Consider the following 21,458-nt stretch of genomic DNA (forward strand, 5'->3'; position numbering starts at 1 on the left):
AGCGCAAGGCCCGAAGGTCCCCTGCTTTCTCCCGTAGGACGTATGCGGTATTAGCGTTCCTTTCGAAACGTTGTCCCCCACTACCAGGCAGATTCCTAGGCATTACTCACCCGTCCGCCGCTGAATCAGAGAGCAAGCTCTCTTCATCCGCTCGACTTGCATGTGTTAGGCCTGCCGCCAGCGTTCAATCTGAGCCATGATCAAACTCTTCAGTTCAATACTGCAATCGGGTTTTGAGAAAACCCTATAAACTTGGCTCAGCAATCGTTGGTTAAACCATGATTTCTCGTGGAGTAACTTATGATGCTGATAATCTTTTTGACTATCAGTCTGAGTCACAAGCACCCACACGAATTGCTTGATTCAATTGTTAAAGAGCGGTTGGTTGATTCTTTCGTCTCAACCGAGGCGCGCATTCTACGCCTTCCTCAGAGCCTGTCAAGCGTTTATTTTGAAGTTTCTCAGAGAATCTCTAACAACTTCAACCACTTGGCTCGCTTCGATCTCTCGTTAGCGGGAGGCGAATTCTACAGCAACTTGCGTTGCTGTCAACTGCCTTTTTCACCGCTTTCGACGTTAAGATCGAAACCTTTCGGAGCTGCTTACTTCGGTTAACTCGTTGAGTTTCAAGGAGTTTTCCGTTTCGGTTGCGCCGGAAGTGGGGCGAATTATAGAGAGATCTGCGGGGGCGTCAAGGGTTAATTTCGAGGAATTGTCTTTAAAGTCAAAAGCTTCCCCGCGGGCCACCATATGAAGGCCACCAGGTGCATGCCTTGAGGGTTTCATGCCTCATGGCATCGAGCGCCGCCCGCGCGGCGCGACCCGGCCTTCGGCCGGTGCTACCCGTTTGTTTCGGGCCAATTATGTCAGTGGCATCTCCCGGGGGCGCCTTGGTGGTACCCACGCACAAACCGATGGCAATGGTGGGATTGGCCCGTAGATGTAGCACCGGCCGGAGGCCGGGTCGCGCCGTGCGAACGGCGCTCGATCTCAAGGGCGCCAGAAGAACAACGACTGGCACCTGGTGGCCTTAATGCAACCTCAAGACATGGACCTGCCCCCCTCTTGGCCCAATCTCTCTTCTATATAGACCCCAACCCCATCATCCTCTCCCGCACGTCTGCCAGCGCCAGCAGTGCTGCGCGCGACAGCTGCCGGTGGGGCGCTACGCACAGGCACAGCACCGGGTGGCTCACATGGATGCCGGTCAACGGCACGAAGGCGATTGTCCCTTCGGCTACTTCGCTGGCCACGTCCAACCAGGACAACATCCCTACCCCCACGCCCTGGCGAATCAGCGAGCGCATCATGCGCAGGTCGTTGCAGGCCACGCGCTGCCGCACGTCCAGGTGCAACTGGTCATGCAGGGTGCGCACGTGCTTGTGCACCACCAGCGGTTCGGCGGGGAAGATCACCGTTTCGCCCTGGGTCTCGCTGAGCCGCAGGCTCGGCTTGCCGGCCAGCGGGTGCGACACCGGCATGGCAATGCCCATCCTTACCGGAGCGCTGGCATTGATGGCCAGCTCGCTGCTGTCGCTGGCGTCGAGCATCAGGCCAAAGTCCACTTCGGCCGAAGTGATCATCTGCGCCACTTTCTGGTTGTCCGCCACCTTCATGCCAAACGTCAGCCCCGGGTATTGCGCCATCAGCGCCGCCACCGCCTCGGCGACGATGCCCTCGCTCAAGGCGTCGATCAGGCCGATCTCCACATGGCCGCGGCGCAGGCCCTGCATTTCATCGATCTGCTCGCGGGTGCGGCCGTAGTCCTTTTGCCACTGGCGGGCGTTGGCCAACAGCAACTCCCCCGCCGCCGTCAGCCGCAGGCCGCTGGGCAAGCGCTCGAACAAGGGCACGCCCAACTCCTCCTCGACCTTGAGGATCTGCCGGTCGATGGCCGACGCCGACACATGCAGCACCTCCGCCGCGCGGCGGATGCTGCGGTGCCTGGCCACTTCCAGAAAGTAACGGGTGAAGCGCGAGAACGGGAACATGTGTTGCCTTTTTTGCAACGCGACAGTGAAAAAACGATGCTGGAGTTCATCACGGCGCACTTCTAAAGTCCATCCCATAAGCGCTCTACAGCGCACCTTACAGACCGCCGAAGCCTGATGAGTGACACACCATGAACCAAGATCGCTCCCTCCCCCTGCACTGCACCTTCATTGAAAGCGACTGGCGCATCCTTGCCGCCCACTGGTACCCCATCGCGCAATCCGCCGCCGTCGGCCGCGAGCCGGTCAAGGCCATGCTGCTGGATGAACCGCTGGTGCTGTACCGCATGGACGACGAGTTGGTGGTGGCCCGCGACGTCTGCCCGCACCGCGGCGTGCCGCTGACCATGGGCAAAAGCGACGGCCAGGGCGTGGTGTGCCCCTACCACGGCCTGCGCTTCGGCAACGGCGGCCGCTGCAACAAAGTGCCCGCCAGCCCCAACGCTGCCATCCCGGCGCGCATGCAATTGCACACCTACCCCGCCGTGGAGCGCTACGGCCTGGTATGGACCTGCCTCGACCTGCAGAGCGACAGCGTCGATATCCCGCTGATGCCCCACTGGGACGACCCGCAATTCCAGCAAATCATCTGCCCCACCGTGGACATCCAGGCGTTCGCTGGCCGTCAGCTGGAAGGCTTCCTCGACGTCGCCCACTTCGGCTTCGTGCACACCGACACCTTCGGCGACCCCGACAACACCCAGATCCCGCCCTACCGCCCGGTGGAAACCGGCAGCGGCTTCGAAGTGCACTACAACAGCTCGGTGGGCAACTACCCCATCGGGGTCGACGGCAAGGCGCCGGACGACTTCAACTGGCTGCGGCATTTCCAGGTGCACCTGCCCTTCACCGCCACCCTCACCGTGCATTTCCCCAACGACGGCCGGCTGGTGATCATGAACGCCGCCTCGCCGGTATCGTCGAAGGTCACCCGCCTGTTCGCGCCCATCGCGCGCAACTTCGACAAGGACCTGCCCGTGGAGGACTGCCACGCCTTCAACCTCAAGGTGTTCGAGGAAGACCGCCTGATCGTCGAGTCGCAGAAACCCGAGCGCCTGCCCCTGGACCCCATGCTGGAAGTGCACATCCCCGCCGACATGAGCTCCATCGCCTACCGCAAGGGCCTGCGCAACCAGGGCCTGAGCCAATTCTTCCTGTATTGAGGGGCCCGCCATGAACCGCCTCACCGTCACCGTCGCCGCACTGGCCGCCGAAGGCGCCGGCAACCTGGGCGTCCGCCTGGAGCCGCTGCCCGGCCAGGCGCTGCCAGCATTCAGCGCCGGCGCCCACATCGACGTATTCCTGCCCGGCGCCCTTACCCGCCAGTACTCGATCGCCAGCGCGCCTTCCCACCGGGACCACTACGAGCTGTGTGTGAAACGCGAACCCGAGTCGCGGGGCGGTTCGCGCTTCATCCATCAGCACCTGGCGGTTGGCGCCCAGCTGGAGATCTCGGCACCGCGCAACCTGTTCGCCCTGCAGCCCGCCGGCCACCACGTGCTGGTCGCCGCCGGCATCGGCATCACGCCACTGCTGTCCATGGCCAGCGTGTTAAAGGAACAGCAGCAGCCGTTCACCCTGCACTACTACACCCGCACCCGCGCCGAAGCGGCCTACGCCGAACGGCTGGAAACCCAGTTCACCCCAGGGCAGGTGCAGTTGCACCACAGCGACCAGGACAAAAGCCCACGCCGGCACCTGCCAGACGACCTCCTGCACCCCGCCCCCAACGCACATCTATACCTGTGCGGCCCCGAGCCCTTCATGCGCCACATGACCGAGCGCGCGCTGGGGCTGGGATGGGCGCCAGCGCAGATCCATCAAGAAGCGTTCGCCCCGGTGGCGGCTGAGCCGGTGGTCGGCGATGCGTTCGAAGTACAGGTCAACTCCACCGGCCAGGTGGTGCAGGTACCGGCCGAGCAATCCATCGCCCAGGCGTTGATGGCGGCAGGGGTTGAGGTGCCGGTGTCGTGTGAGCAGGGGTTTTGCGGGGCGTGCCTGACGCGGGTGCTGGAAGGGACGCCGTGTCACAGGGATAGCGTGTTGAGTGATGGGGAGAAGGAGCTGAATGACCAGATGGCGCTGTGCTGTTCGCGGAGTCAGTCGGGGCGGTTGGTGTTGGGGATTTAGCCAGCATCCGGGACAAGGCGGTGCTTCTATATATAGAGGAGAATACGACGGGAGAACATTTGTACTCCATGCGTATTTTTGCCACCCGCCCGCCAGGAAACGCTAGGCCGGCGCACCTACCTGGGGGCGTTTGACCACGACGCTTGTCGCTCGCGAGTCGAAACGATACCCTTAACCGTCGCTACACATTAGCGATTGGGCTTGGCGGCCCACGAACACTGGCGCAATGCGCCGCGCATATCCTGTTGCAGGCGCTTTTTTTGTGCCCGCGACATTGTGTTATGGCGGGTTGCGCTTGGACTCCTTCGGGAGTGCCGGTCCCAGTGTTCCGGTCCGCCAACCTCGCGCAACCCGTCACCCTCCCCTGCTTGGCGGCAGAAGCGTGATGGGTCTCTTGATAAACACTGGAGATTCACCCATGAACGAAATCGATCAACACACCACCCTTGGCACCACCTCGTTCGCGAAATGCGGCGATGAGGGGCGGCATAAGCTATTCAGCGTCAATCCCGATGTGCCGGTTCAGGCGGCGTTGGAGTACAGCGCTCATCTGCGCGACTGCGCCAGCAAGCTGATGCTGGATAGTGCGATGGGGGATGGTGGTGCGTATTTGGCTTGGGCGGCGGTGTATTTGAATGAGATGGCGGGGGCGGTTGTGGATGATCTGGCACTTGATCAGCCACTGAAAGCTCAGGAAAAAAGCCTCGATAAGTTGGCCGTAAATCCGACTCCATGATGAAACAAAGGCATTAGCCTGGGGTATGTGCTGGTCAGAATTGTCCTTCGGGCGCTTGCAGTTCTTGTGCAAGCTGTAGGCTCGGCGCTCGGACAGCACCTCTCAGTGTGCTGATACTGTTGCAAGGGGTATGGGAAGGACCATACCCCAACTCTGTTTACCGCAGCTTGTGTGCAAAGTTTTTTCGGATGAACCGTCCGATGTAGCTGTTTAAGCCTTGACCGGCCCTCGCAAGCCGCTGAAGCTCTGCTACATCCCCTGCCCCCGGCCGCATCGAATCGTAGAGATAACGCGAGCCGTCGCCAAACTCGACTACGATACTGCCTGGTCCGATTTCGAATTGAGTGACATTCGAGTCCCCCCCTAAATTGCTATAACGTTCCATCGCTAACCCCTTAAAGTGGCAAATCGCCACCCAACAAAACTACCGTGTAGTTTTAGGAAATACGCTACCACTCGTCGGCAACGCCATCTTCTGCCCTCCAAGCAGCGCTCAATAGATCAGGCAGGAAAGCTGGGTGCGATTTCTTGCACGTCCCGGCCACATGTACAAAACTCTCTAGGCTCGCGACGACAGTCAGGCCGAGGGTAGCGTGAAAATATAGTGGTCAACTGATCCCAACACTGCGTTAAGTTTTTCCTCGGCGACCGCAGGCGGCAACCCCAAGCCTGACGTCACGGCTGCGGTGGCAGCGCTACCAAACCAGGAATTTCTGCTTCGCTTGTTGCTTGGATATGCTTAGCGTTGAGCGCATCTCAGACGGTTACCAACATTGGACACTGCTAAGGCGACAGCACGATCGGCTGGCAATTAACGTGAAGCTGGCAATCACATTCGCGCTTTGAAGCGTGCGAACCTGGCTGAGGGGCTATGGCCGCACGTGCCGACGATGGGTGCTTCCCGTGCGTATCGAGGCACGTACGGACGCGGCATCATGACCGAACTCACGTGCCACTAAACGATTGGATTCTCATTTAGTTTTAGTTGAATCTTGGTGTTGATTTCCGAGGTCTTGAGCTTTAAAGCAATCCCTTCCAAAGAGCCCGCCCAAATAAACTTTGCACCTTCGGAGCCATCCGAATCAAAAACAAATCTAAATTCCTTTTGATACGAGTATATATTTCTCTTCATGAATACAGCCTCAATCTCGTTAAAGCTACCACTAAAAGTTTCAGGGTCGAAATATTCCACTAGCCTATTCCACGAATTATAACCTTCCGCTCTTGCTGCTTCAGTTACCTTATTTACAAATTCAGGCACATTTATGATGACAACCGCATGCTCTCCAAGTGCAAGCATATCGTCATCAACAGCCGTGTGCGCTCTCAACATAGCGTTGATTTTTTCTACCACGCGCAGACGTTCCTCTTCCGTTTCGAAAGATTCGTTAAATTCCGGCTCCGTGATAGAGTACATGCAATAGGCATTCAAGCGATCGTGCGCCAATCTCTGAGTTATCAAAGGCCCTGCCAATTCAGTTATCGGCATAGACTTCTCTTCGCCATCGGGCGTTCTATATGAAATAGTTAAGGTGACACTCTCTGGCTGATGCCACCCCGAGACTGCTTCGTACCTATCTCCTCGTGCCTCATCACCTTCTATCTCTTTAAATTGTTTAATTGTCTTGCAAAACATTTCTCCTGTCCGAATAAATTCATCTGCATATTCTTCCTTGTCGAAAACCTTGATCAGAAGAAAAATTCGTGTACTCATAGCCTACCTCCGATAGTTAATTAAGTACGTTTAGCGTAACGGCGTCCTTTGCACAAGTGGCGCGCTGATCCCACAGCACTGATTGTCGCTGCGACTTAACGTATAGCAACCATCACATTCGCCACCGTTGGCGTGTTTCACACTGCCACTAACAGCCCACGCCCAGCATCTGTTCAACGATCGCTACTCCAACCGTACAGGATGCTTGCTCCAAGCATGATCCGAAAATCGGAGTACAAAACCAGTGGATTCGGCCTGAGTTTCGATGCGCCCAAAATGGGGCGAATTGGAGTCCGGACATGCTCACTTCTGAGTACACCTCAGGCACGTGCAAATTCTGCTGCACTTGATCAGCTCGCGGTTAACCGCGGCGGAGGTCTGCAATTATTTTGCCCCCTCTGCGGGCATCGGCCGCCTGAACGATTCGCTCACCTCGCCCGCCATACCGAAATGGGATGCCAGGCCAAAGAGAACATCCGCACTGCAGTGGAGACATCCTCAGATTTGAGAACAGCTCGCCCGCTGAGTGCCGCTGAAAATTCTCCATATAAGGGCCGCTTCTGAGAGCAGGCCGGAACAGGTCGCTCCACGAAGCCTTGACCTGCCATTTCATGGCGCGCACTTCTTTTAGCTAGGCCAGGAATTCAAGAGAGCGCAATATTCCTTAGCTTCACGCTCAAAGTTGCACTCCCCGCCGACGGTGTCTACGTCATCCCTGTGACCACCGCTGGCGGTACGGCCATCTGGGCAGCCAATAGCTCGGCATCCGGTATGGCCCAAGTCAACAACATCAACGCCACAGTTCAGCGCGACGGCTCGGCATCTGCCGAAGCGGATACCAACGTCGGTCTGAGGACGGTTGATGGGATCAAGAAGCTGATGGTCTCCGTTTACAACGCGCAGGAGGCAATCACCAGCCACCTAATGACAAAGATCCGGCCAGCGACTCCCGCTGGTATACGAGCGGCGCTCGAGGAGAGCGGTAGGCTTAGTGCCATGACCTCGGCAACGCTCCATCCCGAATTTCAAAACTACCCCGCCGAATGCATACCACTTTTCCAGAACGGCGCGCGCGAACCCTCCTACCAGGTAATCAGAGGATCGATGCGCCCTCGGCACATTGGAGCCGTGGCTAAGCACGATACGGCTAGTCGTCCACTACCCCTTGGGTTTGTCACGGCGCTCAATAGCTTCTCTAGCCTTTTCAGGGAGACCAGCAAAGCGCTCAGCGATTCTCCGCTGCCGCGCGATACGTTCCTCTACAATAAGATTGATCATATCGAACATCACTGGCACGTAATCCTCCAGATCCTCCTTGCTCATATCGAGTGGGTGAACGGCATTGTTACCCGTCACCCTCACGACATCCAAGGCCTGCTGGATGTGAGGATCCAAGCCGGCCTTCACCAACGCCCCGATATCTTTGTTAATGTCGCTCCCGGTTCCCCCTAAATGCCCCAAAAGTTTTTCGAGGCAAAGGCGTAGAAGCGCTGCCGCGCCGCGGTGAGATAAACCGCATATGCTTCGTGCCTCTTCAAAATCGACCCTACACACATCGGGAAGGTCTTGATGGGCCGCAGGCGCACTCACTAGATTCGGATAGGCCAACGAAACATCTGCAGTGTTCTGTGGGTTAACCTTCCAGATTGTGTCTTCTCTACAATGTTGGCAGACGCAGATCCTCCAGGACGTTCCGGAGAGGCCACGACTATGCGGAATAGCAAGGTCCGACCAGTGCATCTGGGCTACCACCCCACAATGAACGCAGGTGAAGGACTCAAGTCGGGGAGCTGGAGCGATATACCGGTGTTCCATTATTTTTCTCCTAGGGCAAAACGACATCATCTTCGAAGTTGCCCCGTTCGTTAAGGTATGCCTGAGCTGATACGCACAAACCTAGGTAAATTTGCGTTTTTGACTTGAAAAGTAACACCCAAAGTGCAACAGCATTAGTGGCCCCCCCTGACTGATACAGAACGCACTCATGTTCATCCGCGCATACCTCCGAGCATCCACGACGAGCAAGACGCCGGTCGCGCCCGCGCCTCCCTTGAGGCGTTCGTCACTGAGCACAACAAGGTCATCGCGTGCAGGTACCTGGAGAACGCTAGCGGCGCCGCTTCGGATCGGCCAGAGTTGCTGCGCTTGCGCAAGGATGCTCGCAAGGGTGACGTGCTGTTGGTTGAATCCATTGATCGCCTGTCCCGTCTGCCGGCAGACGACTGGGCCGAGCTAAAAGGGGCCATCGATGCCAAGGGGTTGCGCATCGTAGCGCTGGACCTGCCCACCAGCCACCAGGGGCTCCGCGACACGAAGGGTGACGAGTTCACTGACCGGACGCTGGCGGCCATCAACTCGATGCTGGTGGAGATGATGGCCGCTATCGCCAGGAAGGACTACGAGCAGCGCCGGGAGCGCCAGGCCCAAGGCATCGAAAAAGCCAGGGCCGAAGGCAAATATCAGGGGCGCCCCGTCGACGCAGACTTGCACAACCGTGTGAAGGAGTTGCTGAAGGCCGGCTTGGGTACCCGGGCCACGGCAAGGCACGCCGGGTGCTCCACCACTACCGTATTACGGTTCAGGGATTCGGTGGCAGGGTAATCAATGTCGCCGAGACTCCCTCAAATTGAGGGCGTCTATTCTTTTTCCGCACCACCACTGTGCTAAGAATCAGAGACACACTTGACGTGTGAGCGACCGACAATTGCCTCACACCGATCGGCGTTCGCTGCAATCAATATGTTTCGTAAAGATGGCTTACACAGGTACCGCAGACTTTCCTACCCATCTCTGCACTTTTTACGCGGGCCTGTTGCTCGCTGAGGCAGGTTGCCTTCTCGACAATCTGAGTATCGTCCTTAGCGGCTTTCCGACAGATAGCATTTAGGCGGGAAACGCAATTTCCGTCTGGCTTGCTGTCAGCGAGGAAAATATGAATTTCTGAAGTATTTCCTTTCTTTCGCAGTGTGTAGACAACGCTCATAACCAACTCCTTATGGGTAGAAAATCGAATACGTTTGCGCAGCTGCACCCACCGTGCACCCATGAGATGTTTCAGGGAAGAAGTAGAGCTGCTAAAAGCCTTGATTATGGTGTCCCAGGGCAGGTTCGAACTGCCAACCTTCCCCTTAGGAGGGGGATGCTCTATCCAATTGAGCTACTGAGACCTTGCTGAGCGCTGCGAGGAACCCGCAGCACGATGGACGGCGAGCATGTTAACCAGCCGCCCCGCATTTGTCATGTCATCCGTGGCCTTTTTGCCTGTAGGCAAGGTGAACGCCGAGGGAACTTTTCCGGATGGCGGCGCGAACGCTCTGGCACAGGGGCCTGCGGCGACCGTGCATTTTGCAAGGCTGCCAGAATGCCATCTTGCAGATTGCAACCTGCCACTGCCGCCAAAACCCTGTAAACTACTGAAATCATTGGGTTTTATCCGACTTTCAGAGTTGGCACGGCGCCTGCTGTATTCACTTGCATAAAAAGTGGCCAGGCAGCCCTTCACTCTGCGGAGACAAGCCCCATGAACAGCACCCTCTTTGCCCTGAATGCGTTGGCCCTCGTTGCCCTGGTGGCGTTTCATTTCCATGACGAGGCGCAACCCGATGCCGCCCTGGTGCATGTCCAGGCGGAGCATTTCATGGCCCGGCCGGCCGCGCAGGTGGCGGACATGAAGCCGCACAGAGGGATGTCGGTACTGACCTCGCAGCAGGAACAGGGCGAATCGGTGCCGGTGATCCATACTGACCGCTATACCTTTTGAAGGAGCAGCACATGTCGAAAAGCGCATGGGCCTTTTTTCTGATTGCCCTCGCCAGCTTCCTGGCGGCCGTGACCTTGCCACCGGATGCCGGCCAGGCCAGCGCGGTGCTGGGCATTGCCAGTGGGGTGTCGACCGCGCTGCTGCTGTTGGCGCTGCTGCGCGGCCGCAAGATCAAGTTCGATCCGTCGCTGCGCTGATGCCGTGACGGGCCAGCAGCGCCATCAGGCGCTGCACCGCTGACGCAAGGTCGGCGGAATTGTCCAGCGCCTCGATGCGCACGCTCCCCTCCTCCCATTGCCCCGGCTCGGCCTGCAGGCGCTCGTTGCGTGCCAGGCGCTCGTCGATCTGCGCCGCGGTTTCGCGCCCGCGGGCCTGCAGGCGCTGGCGCAGCACGGCGCTGTCGACGGTGACCAGCACCGGGATCAGTTCGGGGTAGAGCTGCAGGGCCTGGGGCAGCCAGGCGCGGGAGCCGTTGACCAGCACGTGGTGGCCGCCGGCAAGCCGTGCGTTGATGTCACGGCCGATACCATATTGCAACCCGTTGGCCTGCCAATTCATGGCAAACTCGCCCGCCTCGCGCAAGCGCGCGAAGGTTTCCGGGCTGACGCCGATGGCATGTTCGCCAACGGCTTCGGCGGACCGCGTGATGGTCCGTCGCACCACGTGCACGTCAGCCCGCTGCAAGGCGCCGCGCGCCGCATCGATGACACTGTCCTTGCCGGCCCCGGAAGGCCCCATCAGGTAGATCAAACGTCCTGACATCTCATCGCTCTGTATGGCAGCATGCTGGCAACCTGCCAAAATGCCACTATGCTGAATCATAGGGTAGCTCGCGCGTCATTGTGCACAGGTTGTACCGGACGAGCCAGAGCACCTCTCGAGATAGCGGGACGAAACCGGGCAGTCGACAGGCGAACGGGGATTTTCCAACCAGTACTCATTTTCGACAATTGGTGCTGGCAAAAAGCCCTTATTCAGTTCAATATTTGTCACAGAATTGGCGCCAACGAAATGGCGACTATGAGGCATCATAGAAGCCTCTTTCACAATTCAGGTTGAACTTTTGCTGTATCGACTGTCGTAAACACATCGTGCGGCTAATTTCGAGAACCGCTCCCCCTGAACTAAACGGTCAAATATATGCGCCCAATGAAACAGGCTATTTACTCCAGCCGTACGGCTGACAAATTCGTCGTACGCCTTCCCGATGGAATGCGTGAGCGCATTGCAGAGGTAGCTCGTAATCATCACCGTAGCATGAACTCGGAAATCATCGCCCGCCTGGAACAGAGCCTGATTCAAGAAGGCGCCCTGGGCGAAGAGTTGAGCATGCGCCTGGACAGCCCGGAGCTGTCGCTGCACGAGCGTGAACTGCTGCAACGCTTCCGCCAACTGTCGCACCGCCAGCAGAACGCGCTGGTGTCGCTGATCGACCACAACGCCGAGGCCACTGCCGACGCCTCGTGAGCGCTCGCCAAAAGCCCATGAAAAAAGCCAGCGAAAGCTGGCTTTTTTGTGGGCGCGGGTTCGACCTACATCAGGAACAGGGTCGCCAGGCCCAGGAAGATGAAGAAGCCGCCGCTGTCGGTCATGGCGGTGATCATCACGCTGGAGCCCATGGCCGGGTCGCGGCCGAACCTGGCCAGGGTCATGGGGATTATGACGCCCATGAAGGCCGCCAGCAGCAGGTTGAGGGTCATGGCCGCGGTCATCACCACGCCCAGTGACCAGCTGCCATAGAGCAGGTAGGCCACCACGCCGATCACCCCGCCCCAGACGATGCCGTTGATCAACGACACTGCCAGTTCCTTGCGCAGCAGGCGCGTGGTGTTGCTGTTGCCAGGGCTCACCTGGTCCAGGGCCATGGCGCGCACGATCATGGTGATGGTCTGGTTGCCGGAGTTGCCGCCGATGCCGGCAACGATGGGCATCAGCGCGGCCAGGGCCACCAGGCGCTCGATGGAGCCTTCGAACAGGCCAATCACGCGCGAGGCGACGAAGGCGGTGATCAGGTTGATGGCCAGCCACGACCAGCGGTTGCGCAGCGAGCGCCACACCGAGGCGAAGATGTCTTCCTCTTCGCGCAGGCCGGCCATGTTGAGGACTTCGGTCTCGCTCTCTTCACGAATCAGGTCGACCATCTCGTCGATGGTCAGGCGGCCGATCAGGCGGGCGTTCTTGTCCACCACGGGGGCCGAGATCAGGTCATAGCGCTCGAACGCCTGGGCGGCGTCGTAGGCGTCCTCGTCAGGGTGGAACGACACCGGGTCGTTGGCCATGACTTCGGCCACCTGCTTCTCCGGGTCGTTGACCAGCAGGCGCTTGATCGGCAGCACGCCCTTGAGCACGCCGTCGTGGTCGACCACGAACAGCTTGTCGGTGTGGCCGGGCAGCTCCTTGAGGCGGCGCAGGTAGCGCAGCACCACTTCCAGGCTGACGTCCTCGCGGATGGTGACCATCTCGAAGTCCATCAGCGCACCAACCTGCTCCTCGTCGTAGCTCAACGCCGAACGCACGCGCTCACGCTGCTGGGCATCGAGGCTTTCCATCAGCTCGTGCACCACGTCGCGGGGCAGCTCGGGGGCGAGGTCAGCGAGTTCGTCGGCGTCCATCTCCTTGGCGGCGGCCAGCAGCTCGTGATCGTCCATGTCGGCGATCAGGGTCTCGCGCACCGAGTCGGATACCTCCAGGAGGATGTCGCCGTCGCGCTCCACCTTGACCAGCTGCCAGACCGTCAGGCGGTCTTCCAGGGGCAAGGCTTCAAGAATGTAGGCGACGTCGGCGGAGTGCAGGTCGTCGAGCTTGCGCTGCAGCTCGACCAGGTTCTGGCGGTGCACCAGGTTTTCGACCAGATCACCATGCTGGCCTTCCTGGCGGTGCGTGAGGTCTTCGACCACGCGCTGGCGCTGCAGCAGGTCGACCACCTGGGCCAGGCGATCCTGCAGGCTGTCCTGCGGCTTTTTAACTTCTACTTCGGTCATAGGCGAACTCCACCCCCAGCAGCGGAGCACGCCGGAGGTTCAATCGGTCGATTCTTGATAGGTGTAGCGAGCTATTGAGTAACTACTGGGTAAGTCCATGGAAATAATCCAAAGCCCCGGCGGGGCTGACGGGCGCAATGATACACCGGCTGCCGGCTTTTAACGCGAAAAAATCTGGCAAGAACAAATGCTTGCGCGCGAAATCTGGGCGCGGTTCGAGTACCGGGAATTGCGACGACGCATGTGGAAAAGAAATCACAGCCCCAGGCAGCGCAATTGCCGTTACGCTTTGGACCGCATAGTCATGGAGGACGTTCGATGCAAACCAAGCGTTGGCTACTGGCAGGGCTGCTGCTGTGCCCTGCCCTGGGTGCGCTGGCACAGACCGTGTCGCGTTGCGAGGATGAAGACGGGCACCTGACGTTCACCACCCAGCAATGCCCGCCAGGGGCGCTGCAGAGCCTGCAGCAGGCCTACCACCCGCATTTGAGCAGCAAGAGCGAGCGTTCGGGTGCCAAGGAGCGGACGGAGCGCAAGCAGCTGGACGCCGAACTCAAACGCCAGAGCGAATCCCCGTAGCCGCTGCCGCAGGCTGCGCTGGCCCTGCGCCCCGGTGGAGATGTTCATCATCCATGCGGGCCCGCGCAGCCGGGCGGCCGGGGCGACCGATTATTTAAAAACAGAAAAGCAAAAAGCCCGCCTTCAGAAGAAGGCGGGCTTTCACTTGTATGGTGCACTCGACAGGATTCGAACCTGTGACCGCTCGGTTCGTAGCCGAGTACTCTATCCAGCTGAGCTACGAGTGCAGGGTTGGCGCTTGGTAGACCAGATCACCTCTGGTTGAAGCTGAAGATTCTTTCGTTACCGAAACAACCTTCGTAAAATGGTGCACTCGACAGGATTCGAACCTGTGACCGCTCGGTTCGTAGCCGAGTACTCTATCCAGCTGAGCTACGAGTGCACGATGGTACTTGATGGACCAGATCACCTCTGGTTTGTTGCAAGCTGCTTCTTCCGTTACCGAAACAAGCCTCTTAAATGGTGCACTCGACAGGATTCGAACCTGTGACCGCTCGGTTCGTAGCCGAGTACTCTATCCAGCTGAGCTACGAGTGCATATGTTGCCGCGCATCATAGTTCGTTAAAAACTTTTGTAAAGCACTTTTTTCAGTAATTTCAACAACTTACCTAAAAAGCCAGCTTTCAACGCCCTAAAGAAATAATGGCGGAGAACGGGGGATTCGAACCCCCGACACCCTTTTGAGGTGTACTCCCTTAGCAGGGGAGCGCCTTCGGCCACTCGGCCAGCTCTCCGCAACACGGGGCGTATATTATCGATAGCCCCTTTTCGACGCAAGCACTTTTTTCAAAAAAACCTAAATTAATTAAGCACTTGGTTCTTCGGCCTGCTCTTCCTTGATCCGCAGGTAGATTTCCTCGCGGTGTACAGCCACCTCTTTCGGGGCGTTGACGCCTATACGCACCTGATTGCCCTTGACGCCGAGCACGGTCACGGTGATCTCGCCATCACCAATCACCAGGCTTTCCGCGCACCGACGAGTCAGAATCAGCATTACCTTTTCTCCTCACCCACCGCAGTGGGAACAAACACAATCTGCAAAAAAGCAAAAGGCGCGGCTAAGCCGCGCCTCGTGCACTCGAACGCTTACTCGCCTTGACGGGCGGCGTCCAGTTCGAAAGCGGTGTGCAGGGCGCGCACCGCCAGTTCCAGGTACTTCTCTTCGATAACCACCGACACCTTGATTTCCGAGGTGGAGATCATCTGGATGTTGATGCTTTCCTTGGCCAGGGCCTCGAACATGCGGCTGGCAACACCGGCGTGCGAACGCATGCCGACGCCGACGATGGACACCTTGGCGATCTTGGTGTCGCCGATGACCTGGCGCGCGCCGATTTCGCTGGCGGTGTTTTCCAGCACCTGCAGCGCCGACTGGTAGTCGTTGCGGTGCACGGTGAAGGTGAAGTCGGTGGTGTTATCGTGCGAAACATTCTGCACGATCATGTCCACTTCAATGTTGGCGCCACTGATAGGGCCCAGGATCTTGAACGCCACGCCCGGGGTATCCGGTACGCCACGGATGGTCAGCTTGGCTTCATCGCGGTTGAAGGCGATGCCGGAAATGATCGGCTGTTCCATGGATTCCTCTTCATCGATAGTAATGAGGGTGCCCGGGCCCTCCTGGAAGCTGTGCAGCACGCGCAGCGGGACGTTGTACTTGCCGGCGAACTCGACGGCGCGGATCTGCAGCACCTTGGAACCGAGGCTGGCCATTTCCAGCATCTCTTCGAAGGTGATCTTGTCCAGGCGCTGGGCCGTGGACACCACGCGCGGGTCGGTGGTGTAGACACCATCGACGTCGGTGTAGATCTGGCACTCATCGGCCTTCAGCGCCGCAGCCAGGGCCACGCCGGTGGTGTCGGAGCCGCCACGACCCAGGGTGGTGATGTTGCCGTGCTCGTCCACGCCCTGGAAGCCCGCCACGACCACGACACGCCCGGCCTTGAGGTCGGAGCGGATCTTCTGGTCGTCGATCTGCAGGATGCGCGCCTTGGTGTGCGAGCTGTCCGTCAGGATGCGAACCTGGTTGCCGGTGTAGGACACGGCCGGCACGCCACGCTTGATCAGCGCCATCGCCAGCAAGGCAATGGTGACCTGCTCACCGGTGGAGACGATCACGTCCAGCTCGCGCGGGACCGGCTGGTCGCCGCCGCTGGCCTGTTTCGCCAACTCGATCAGGCGGTTGGTTTCACCACTCATGGCAGACAGTACAACCACCAGGTCGTCGCCGGCTTCGCGGAATTTCTTAACCTTCTCGGCTACCTGCTCGATACGCTCGATGCTGCCGACGGAGGTGCCTCCGAATTTTTGTACGATCAAAGCCATTTCAAAGCCGCCTCAGCCCGTGAAGGGCGCCCATTAAACATTCAAACGCTACAACGCGGGAACCTGCTACTAGACAACAGGTACCCGCGAGGGTGAATCAGAGACCTTGTTCGACGAACGGCACGGTCAGGGCCAGGGCTGCATCCAGCGCGCCGGCGTCGACGCCGCCACCCTGGGCCATGTCCGGACGACCGCCGCCCTTGCCACCGACTGCCGCGGCAGCCTGTTTCATCAGGTCGCCGGCCTTCAGTTTCGAGGTCAGTTCCTTGGTGACACCGGCCACCAGCACCACTTTTTCCTCGTGCACGCCGCCGAGCAGGATCACGCCCTCGCCCAGCTTGTTCTTCAGCTGGTCGACCAGCGCAAGCAGCGCCTTGCCGTCCATGGCGTCCAGGCGTGCCGCCAGGACTTTAACGCCCTTGACGTCCACGGCCGCGGCCGACAGGTCGTCACCGGCCGCGCTGGCGGCCTTGGCTTGCAGTTGCTCCAGCTGTTTTTCCAGCTGGCGGTTGCGCTCCAGCACGGCCGACAGCTTGTCGATCAGGTTGTCGCGGCTGCCCTTGACCAGCTGCGCGGCTTCCTTGAGCTGCTCTTCGGCACCGTTCAGGTACGCCAGGGCCGCGGCGCCGGTGACGCCTTCGATGCGGCGCACGCCAGAGGCCACGCCGCCTTCGCTGATGATCTTGAACAGGGCGATGTCGCCGGTGCGCTTGGCGTGGATACCGCCGCACAGCTCGACGGAGAAGTCGCCGCCCATGCTCAGCACGCGCACCTGGTCGCCGTACTTCTCACCGAACAGGGCCATGGCGCCCTTTTCGCGAGCGGTGTCGATGTCGGTTTCCTCGGTTTCCACCGCGCTGTTCTTGCGGATCTGCGCGTTGACGATGTCTTCCAGCGCCTTGATCTGCTCGGGCTTGATGGCCTCGAAGTGGCTGAAGTCGAAGCGCAGGCGCTGGCTGTCCACCAGCGAGCCTTTCTGCTGCACGTGCTCGCCCAGCACTTGGCGCAGGGCCGCGTGCAGCAGGTGGGTAGCCGAGTGGTTCAGCGAGGTGGCGTGCTGCATGTCGCCGTCCACCTGGGCGGTCAGCTCGGCGCCGACGTTCAGGTTGCCCAGCGAGACCACGCCGTGGTGCAGGAACGCGCCGCCGGTCTTGGTGGTGTCACGCACGTCGAAGCGGCCATTGCCAGCCAGCAGGTAGCCACGGTCGCCGACCTGGCCGCCGGACTCGCCGTAGAACGGGGTCTGGTCGAGGATGACCACGCCCTCTTCGCCTTCGGCCAGTTGCTGCACCGAGACGCCTTCCTTGTACAGGGCGACGACCTTGGCGCTGGATTGGGTGTTGCTGTAGCCGGTGAACACGGTCGGCACGTCGACCTTGACCAGGGCGTTGTAGTCCATGCCGAACGAGCTGGCAGCACGAGCGCGCACGCGCTGGGCTTCCATTTCCTTCTCGAAGCCGGCTTCGTCCAGGGTCAGCTCGCGCTCACGGGCGATGTCGCCGGTCAGGTCCATCGGGAAGCCGTAGGTGTCGTACAGCTTGAACACCACGTCGCCCGGGACCACGTTGCCTTTCAGCTCGGCAAGGTCGGCCTCGAGGATCTTCAGGCCCTGCTCCAGGGTCTTGGCGAACTGCTCTTCCTCGGCTTTCAGCACGCGCTCGATGTGCGCCTGCTGGGCTTTCAGTTCCGGGAAGGCTTCGCCCATCTCGGCCACCAGGGCCGCGACGATCTGGTAGAAGAAGCTGCCCTTGGCGCCCAGCTTGTTGCCGTGGCGGCAGGCGCGACGAATGATGCGGCGCAGCACGTAGCCGCGGCCTTCGTTGGACGGCAGCACGCCGTCGGCAATCAGGAAGCCGCAGGAACGGATGTGGTCGGCCACCACTTTGAGCGAAGCCTGGTTGTCGTTGCTGCAGCCGATGGCCTGGGCCGAGGCAGCGAGCAGGCTCTGGAACAGGTCGATCTCGTAGTTCGAGTGCACGTGCTGCAACACGGCGCTGATGCGCTCCAGGCCCATGCCGGTGTCCACCGACGGCGCTGGCAGCGGGTGCAGCACGCCGTCGGCAGTGCGGTTGAACTGCATGAAGACGTTGTTCCAGATCTCGATGTAGCGGTCGCCATCTTCTTCCGGCGAACCGGGTGGGCCGCCCCAGATGTCGGCGCCGTGGTCGAAGAAGATCTCGGTGCACGGGCCGCACGGGCCGGTGTCACCCATGGTCCAGAAGTTGTCGGAGGCGTACGGGGCGCCCTTGTTGTCGCCGATGCGCACCATGCGCTCGGCCGGCACGCCGACTTCCTTGGTCCAGATGTCGTAGGCTTCGTCATCGCTGGCGTAGACCGTTACCCACAGCTTCTCCTTGGGCAGGTTCAGCCACTGCGGCGAAGTCAGGAAGGTCCAGGCGTAGGTGATGGCGTCGCGCTTGAAGTAGTCGCCGAAGCTGAAGTTACCCAGCATTTCGAAGAAGGTGTGGTGACGGGCGGTGTAGCCAACGTTTTCCAGGTCGTTGTGCTTGCCACCGGCACGCACGCACTTCTGGCTGCTGACGGCGCGGGTGTACGCGCGCTTTTCCTGGCCCAGGAAACAATCCTTGAACTGGTTCATGCCCGCGTTGGTGAACAGCAGGGTTGGGTCATTGCCCGGGATCAAGGAGCTGGAGGCTACACGGGTGTGGCCTTGCTCTTCGAAGAAGCGAAGGAAGGCTTCACGGATTTCTGCGCTTTTCATTAGGTTCTTCCACGACAGGCTGCGGCCATAGGCCAGTGCGTAACGTACTTGGACGTTTCGACGGCAAAGGGCCGTATTATATACAGTGCTCAGCTTGTCAATATACGGTTAATTCGCGAAAAAAAAACCCGCACGGCCCCCGTGGCAGCGGCCAAACGGCCGCGTCATGGGCGCGCACGGATGACCTTCTTGCCGTTGTGGGAGTGACGCGGCCTGTGGCCGCTGCTACGGGATTGATGTCGTCTACGACTAAATCGCTAGCGCAGGGGCGATGCATAGTGCAAAAAAGTATGTTAAAAATCGTTCGCCACCTACCAATGGGTGGCAACGTTCTCAGGGCGGGGTGCGATTCCCCACCGGCGGTAATGGCGCGCAAGGCGTCTAGCCCGCGAGCGCTTGGCAGGCCACGGGCCTGGCAAGGTCAGCAGACCCGGTGTGATTCCGGGGCCGACGGTCATAGTCCGGATGAAGAGAGAACGGGATTGGTACACATGGGCCGACGGCATACCGCGTACCCTTGAATCCCATTCGATCCAACTGCCCTGTTTTTCATACAAACAGGAGTCAACGTAGATGCAACCCACCGCAATCGACAGCAAAAGCCACGCAAACGAGCGCATCGCCTTTATCCAGGCCTGCTGGCACAAGGATATCGTCGACCAGGCCCGTATCGGCTTTGTCGAGCAGATCACCCAGCTGGGCTACCAGGAAAGCGACATCGACTTCTACGAAGTGGGCGGCGCCTTTGAAATCCCGCTGCACGCCAAGCTGCTGGCCAAGACCGGCCGTTATGCCGGCATCGTCGGCGCAGCCCTGGTAGTGGACGGTGGTATCTACCGCCACGACTTCGTCGCCGCCACCGTGGTCGACGCGCTGATGCAAGTGCAGCTGGAAACCGAAGTGCCGGTGTTCTCGGTGTCGCTGACCCCGCACAACTTCCACGGCCAGGAACACCACGACTACTTCTTCAAGCATTTCCTGCACAAGGGCCACGAAGCAGCGAACACCTGCGCCGACACCCTGCAGAAAGTCCGCGCCCTGCGCCGCCTGACTGCGCAGCACAAAGTCGCCTGATAGCTTTCTATCGGCTTGAAGGGCCAGCGCAGCCTACGGCAGCGGCTACGACGCAAATCCCGTAGCCGCTGCCGCCAGGCTGCGCTGGCCTTTTTGTACGCTGAAGATGTTCAGTGAGGCACAGGCCCAGCGCAGCCTGGCGGCAGCGGCTACAAGTCAAGCGGGGACGATTAGAATGCCGGCGCGCAGGCCGTTCTTGACCTTGGGGTTGGGGAAAATGATGCGCGCACCCTCCTCCTCCACGATCCAGCGGCACTCGGCCAGGTCTTCGGCCAGCAGGTAGCCCTGGGGCAATTCGGAAAAGTTCTCCACGTCCGCCGGCAAGTGCAAGCGGAACGCATCGCTGTGCTTGATCACTTCCCGTGCCACGCGGAACTGCTTCAAGTGCTGCGGCTGCTCGACCTCAGGCTCGCTGCCTTCGATGATCTGCTTGAGCCGGGTTTCCAGCGGCGTCAGGTTGACCTGCTGGTTGTGCCCGAACGGCCGCGCCTTGCCCAGCTCCAGGGTGAAGGCTTCGGCGTCCAGCTGTTCGTAGGTGTAGGCCGTGAAGGTGATGGACGTCTTGCTTTGCAGCAACACCGCTTCCATGCCGGCCGCCTCCAGGCGCGCCAGCTCGCGCGCCGAGTGCTCGCGCCCTTCCTTGAACGGGTACAGCGCGAACTGCTCGATCTTCGAGCCGCGAATGGCGGTGTGCAGGTCGTAGTGCAGGCGGGTGCGGCCAGGCTGGCTGAAGAACGTCGCCGCCAGGCGCTCCAGCTCACAGGCGCGCAGGGCCTCGGGGCCGCTGGACAGCTCGTGGCGGCCGTTGAACAGCCGGTTTACATCCTGCTCCAGGTAACGCTCGCCGCGACGGATCGCTTCGGGGTTGCCGAACAGGAAAAGAATGCGGGCGCGCGGCTTGAGGCTGCCGCGGGCGATGTCATGCAACAGGCCATCGAGCAGTTCGATGGGCGCTGTCTCGTTGCCGTGGATGCCCGCCGACAACAGCAAATCCAGGCCATTGTCGCGGGCCTCGGGCGGGCGGACCTCAAGTGCCCCCTCGCCGAGCCAGCGCATACGCACGCCTTCGACCGTCAGCTGAGTCTTCTCTGCCGGCTCACGGCCGGCGAGGGTCAATTCAAGCAGCTTGCCGAGGGCGAGCATAGGCGTCAGTCCTTAGTGGTTGCAGTCCGGACCATGCACATGGTCGTCGTCTTCACCGGCGTCGGCCGGTTCCATTTCCAGTTGCAGGCTGACCAGGTTGGTGGCCAGTGGGCGCAGCAGCAGGTTGGCGTATTCGGCGTCGCCTTCTTCTACGTCAACGCCAATCAGCAGCTGGCCGCGGCCGTCCTGCTGAATCCACAGCTCCTTGCCTTGCCAGACCACGGCAAGACGGGTGCAGGAGGTTTCCAGCTGGGTGCCATCGGTGTCTTCAAGAATCAGCCGCAGGGCGTCGGACATGGGGA

The 21,458-nt window shown here is 60.0% G+C and carries 20 protein-coding genes, 5 tRNA genes, 1 rRNA gene, 1 pseudogene and 1 riboswitch; of the genes and pseudogenes, 10 read left to right on the forward strand and 17 right to left on the reverse strand.

Going from position 1 to position 21,458, the window contains the following annotated elements; genetic code table 11:
• Positions 1-216 (reverse strand): 16S ribosomal RNA (locus tag AC0Z2B_RS20185); the annotation flags it as partial.
• 866 nt (positions 217-1,082) lie between these two features.
• Complete coding sequence (locus AC0Z2B_RS20190; protein ID WP_476298962.1) at positions 1,083-1,991, reverse strand: LysR family transcriptional regulator; 909 nt, start codon at positions 1,989-1,991, stop codon at positions 1,083-1,085.
• A 131-nt stretch (positions 1,992-2,122) separates the two neighbouring features.
• Here AC0Z2B_RS20190 and AC0Z2B_RS20195 point away from each other — a divergent pair, with 131 nt between their 5' ends.
• The 3 genes from AC0Z2B_RS20195 to AC0Z2B_RS20205 all read left to right on the forward strand — a co-directional run bounded on the left by AC0Z2B_RS20195 (position 2,123) and on the right by AC0Z2B_RS20205 (position 4,857).
• The gene (locus AC0Z2B_RS20195; protein ID WP_476298965.1) at positions 2,123-3,154 is read left to right on the forward strand and encodes a Rieske 2Fe-2S domain-containing protein; all 1,032 of its coding nucleotides are present in this window, start codon (positions 2,123-2,125) and stop codon (positions 3,152-3,154) included.
• Between the two features lie 10 nt (positions 3,155-3,164).
• The gene (locus AC0Z2B_RS20200) at positions 3,165-4,121 is read left to right on the forward strand and encodes a PDR/VanB family oxidoreductase (protein WP_476298967.1); all 957 of its coding nucleotides are present in this window, start codon (positions 3,165-3,167) and stop codon (positions 4,119-4,121) included.
• A gap of 418 nt (positions 4,122-4,539) precedes the next feature.
• Positions 4,540-4,857: a DUF3077 domain-containing protein gene (locus AC0Z2B_RS20205; RefSeq protein ID WP_476298969.1), complete on the forward strand. Its 318-nt coding sequence runs from the start codon at positions 4,540-4,542 to the stop codon at positions 4,855-4,857.
• Between the two features lie 955 nt (positions 4,858-5,812).
• Here AC0Z2B_RS20205 and AC0Z2B_RS20210 read toward each other — a convergent pair.
• Together AC0Z2B_RS20210 and AC0Z2B_RS20215 are read right to left on the reverse strand one after the other, a co-directional pair.
• Entirely contained in the window at positions 5,813-6,571 is a 759-nt protein-coding gene (locus AC0Z2B_RS20210; protein WP_476298971.1) for a hypothetical protein, read from the reverse strand.
• 1,158 nt (positions 6,572-7,729) lie between these two features.
• Positions 7,730-8,416 carry a DUF4145 domain-containing protein gene (locus AC0Z2B_RS20215; RefSeq protein ID WP_476298973.1) on the reverse strand — a complete coding sequence of 229 codons (687 nt, stop codon included), beginning with the start codon at positions 8,414-8,416 and terminating at the stop codon, positions 7,730-7,732.
• Between the two features lie 139 nt (positions 8,417-8,555).
• Here AC0Z2B_RS20215 and AC0Z2B_RS20220 point away from each other — a divergent pair.
• A pseudogene (locus AC0Z2B_RS20220) lies at positions 8,556-9,172 on the forward strand (recombinase family protein).
• Positions 9,173-9,305: 133 nt separating this feature from the next.
• On the opposite strand, the gene AC0Z2B_RS20225 reads toward AC0Z2B_RS20220, so the two are convergent.
• The gene (locus tag AC0Z2B_RS20225; RefSeq protein WP_476298975.1) at positions 9,306-9,554 is read right to left on the reverse strand and encodes a hypothetical protein; all 249 of its coding nucleotides are present in this window, start codon (positions 9,552-9,554) and stop codon (positions 9,306-9,308) included.
• 107 nt (positions 9,555-9,661) lie between these two features.
• Positions 9,662-9,738, reverse strand: a tRNA-Arg gene (locus AC0Z2B_RS20230).
• Between the two features lie 45 nt (positions 9,739-9,783).
• Here AC0Z2B_RS20230 and AC0Z2B_RS20235 point away from each other — a divergent pair.
• Genes AC0Z2B_RS20235 through AC0Z2B_RS20245 form a run of 3 tightly spaced genes read left to right on the forward strand, consistent with a single transcriptional unit; the run spans position 9,784 to position 10,528 of the window.
• Positions 9,784-10,050, forward strand: a complete 267-nt coding sequence (locus AC0Z2B_RS20235) for a hypothetical protein (RefSeq protein ID WP_476298977.1) — start codon at positions 9,784-9,786, stop codon at positions 10,048-10,050.
• Positions 10,051-10,091: 41 nt separating this feature from the next.
• A complete protein-coding gene (locus AC0Z2B_RS20240; protein ID WP_416426137.1) occupies positions 10,092-10,331 on the forward strand; it encodes a hypothetical protein in 240 nt (79 codons plus the stop codon).
• Positions 10,332-10,342: 11 nt separating this feature from the next.
• A complete protein-coding gene (locus AC0Z2B_RS20245; protein ID WP_476298979.1) occupies positions 10,343-10,528 on the forward strand; it encodes a PA3371 family protein in 186 nt (61 codons plus the stop codon).
• Here AC0Z2B_RS20245 and phnN read toward each other — a convergent pair.
• Positions 10,503-11,093 (reverse strand): phosphonate metabolism protein/1,5-bisphosphokinase (PRPP-forming) PhnN, encoded by a 591-nt coding sequence (gene phnN / locus AC0Z2B_RS20250; protein WP_476298980.1) that lies wholly within the window; start codon positions 11,091-11,093, stop codon positions 10,503-10,505. The two genes, AC0Z2B_RS20245 and phnN, sit on opposite strands and share 26 nt — an antisense overlap.
• A 378-nt stretch (positions 11,094-11,471) precedes the next feature.
• Here phnN and AC0Z2B_RS20255 point away from each other — a divergent pair, with 378 nt between their 5' ends.
• A complete protein-coding gene (locus tag AC0Z2B_RS20255; RefSeq protein ID WP_027978646.1) occupies positions 11,472-11,798 on the forward strand; it encodes an Arc family DNA-binding protein in 327 nt (108 codons plus the stop codon).
• A gap of 65 nt (positions 11,799-11,863) precedes the next feature.
• Here AC0Z2B_RS20255 and mgtE read toward each other — a convergent pair whose 3' ends face one another.
• On the reverse strand, positions 11,864-13,312 hold the full coding sequence (mgtE, locus tag AC0Z2B_RS20260) for a magnesium transporter (RefSeq protein WP_476298982.1): 1,449 nt from the start codon (positions 13,310-13,312) through the stop codon (positions 11,864-11,866).
• A 318-nt stretch (positions 13,313-13,630) separates the two neighbouring features.
• Here mgtE and AC0Z2B_RS20265 point away from each other — a divergent pair, with 318 nt between their 5' ends.
• On the forward strand, positions 13,631-13,891 hold the full coding sequence (locus AC0Z2B_RS20265; RefSeq protein WP_476298984.1) for a hypothetical protein: 261 nt from the start codon (positions 13,631-13,633) through the stop codon (positions 13,889-13,891).
• Between the two features lie 150 nt (positions 13,892-14,041).
• Here the strand turns inward: AC0Z2B_RS20265 and AC0Z2B_RS20270 are convergent.
• The 7 genes from AC0Z2B_RS20270 to alaS form a co-directional block, all read right to left on the reverse strand.
• A tRNA-Arg gene (locus AC0Z2B_RS20270) sits at positions 14,042-14,118 on the reverse strand.
• A 78-nt stretch (positions 14,119-14,196) separates the two neighbouring features.
• Positions 14,197-14,273: transfer RNA gene (locus AC0Z2B_RS20275), tRNA-Arg, on the reverse strand.
• A gap of 78 nt (positions 14,274-14,351) precedes the next feature.
• Positions 14,352-14,428: transfer RNA gene (locus AC0Z2B_RS20280), tRNA-Arg, on the reverse strand.
• 107 nt (positions 14,429-14,535) lie between these two features.
• Positions 14,536-14,626: transfer RNA gene (locus AC0Z2B_RS20285), tRNA-Ser, on the reverse strand.
• Positions 14,627-14,697: 71 nt separating this feature from the next.
• A complete protein-coding gene (gene csrA / locus AC0Z2B_RS20290) occupies positions 14,698-14,886 on the reverse strand; it encodes a carbon storage regulator CsrA (protein ID WP_027978649.1) in 189 nt (62 codons plus the stop codon).
• A 92-nt stretch (positions 14,887-14,978) separates the two neighbouring features.
• Positions 14,979-16,217: an aspartate kinase gene (locus AC0Z2B_RS20295; protein ID WP_416426143.1), complete on the reverse strand. Its 1,239-nt coding sequence runs from the start codon at positions 16,215-16,217 to the stop codon at positions 14,979-14,981.
• 97 nt (positions 16,218-16,314) lie between these two features.
• Positions 16,315-18,939: an alanine--tRNA ligase gene (gene alaS / locus AC0Z2B_RS20300; protein ID WP_476298986.1), complete on the reverse strand. Its 2,625-nt coding sequence runs from the start codon at positions 18,937-18,939 to the stop codon at positions 16,315-16,317.
• 325 nt (positions 18,940-19,264) lie between these two features.
• Positions 19,265-19,421: riboswitch (FMN riboswitch) on the forward strand.
• A 91-nt stretch (positions 19,422-19,512) separates the two neighbouring features.
• Between alaS and AC0Z2B_RS20305 the strand changes: the two genes are divergently transcribed.
• Positions 19,513-20,013: a 6,7-dimethyl-8-ribityllumazine synthase gene (locus AC0Z2B_RS20305; RefSeq protein WP_416426145.1), complete on the forward strand. Its 501-nt coding sequence runs from the start codon at positions 19,513-19,515 to the stop codon at positions 20,011-20,013.
• A 156-nt stretch (positions 20,014-20,169) separates the two neighbouring features.
• Here the strand turns inward: AC0Z2B_RS20305 and astE are convergent, their stop codons facing one another.
• Positions 20,170-21,156, reverse strand: coding sequence for a succinylglutamate desuccinylase (gene astE / locus AC0Z2B_RS20310; protein ID WP_476298988.1), 987 nt, complete (start codon positions 21,154-21,156; stop codon positions 20,170-20,172).
• A gap of 12 nt (positions 21,157-21,168) precedes the next feature.
• Positions 21,169-21,453 (reverse strand): topoisomerase II, encoded by a 285-nt coding sequence (locus AC0Z2B_RS20315; RefSeq protein ID WP_416426147.1) that lies wholly within the window; start codon positions 21,451-21,453, stop codon positions 21,169-21,171.
• Positions 21,454-21,458: the final 5 nt, after the last annotated feature.

It is taken from the genome of Pseudomonas sp. GYB4201, from assembly GCF_056312595.1.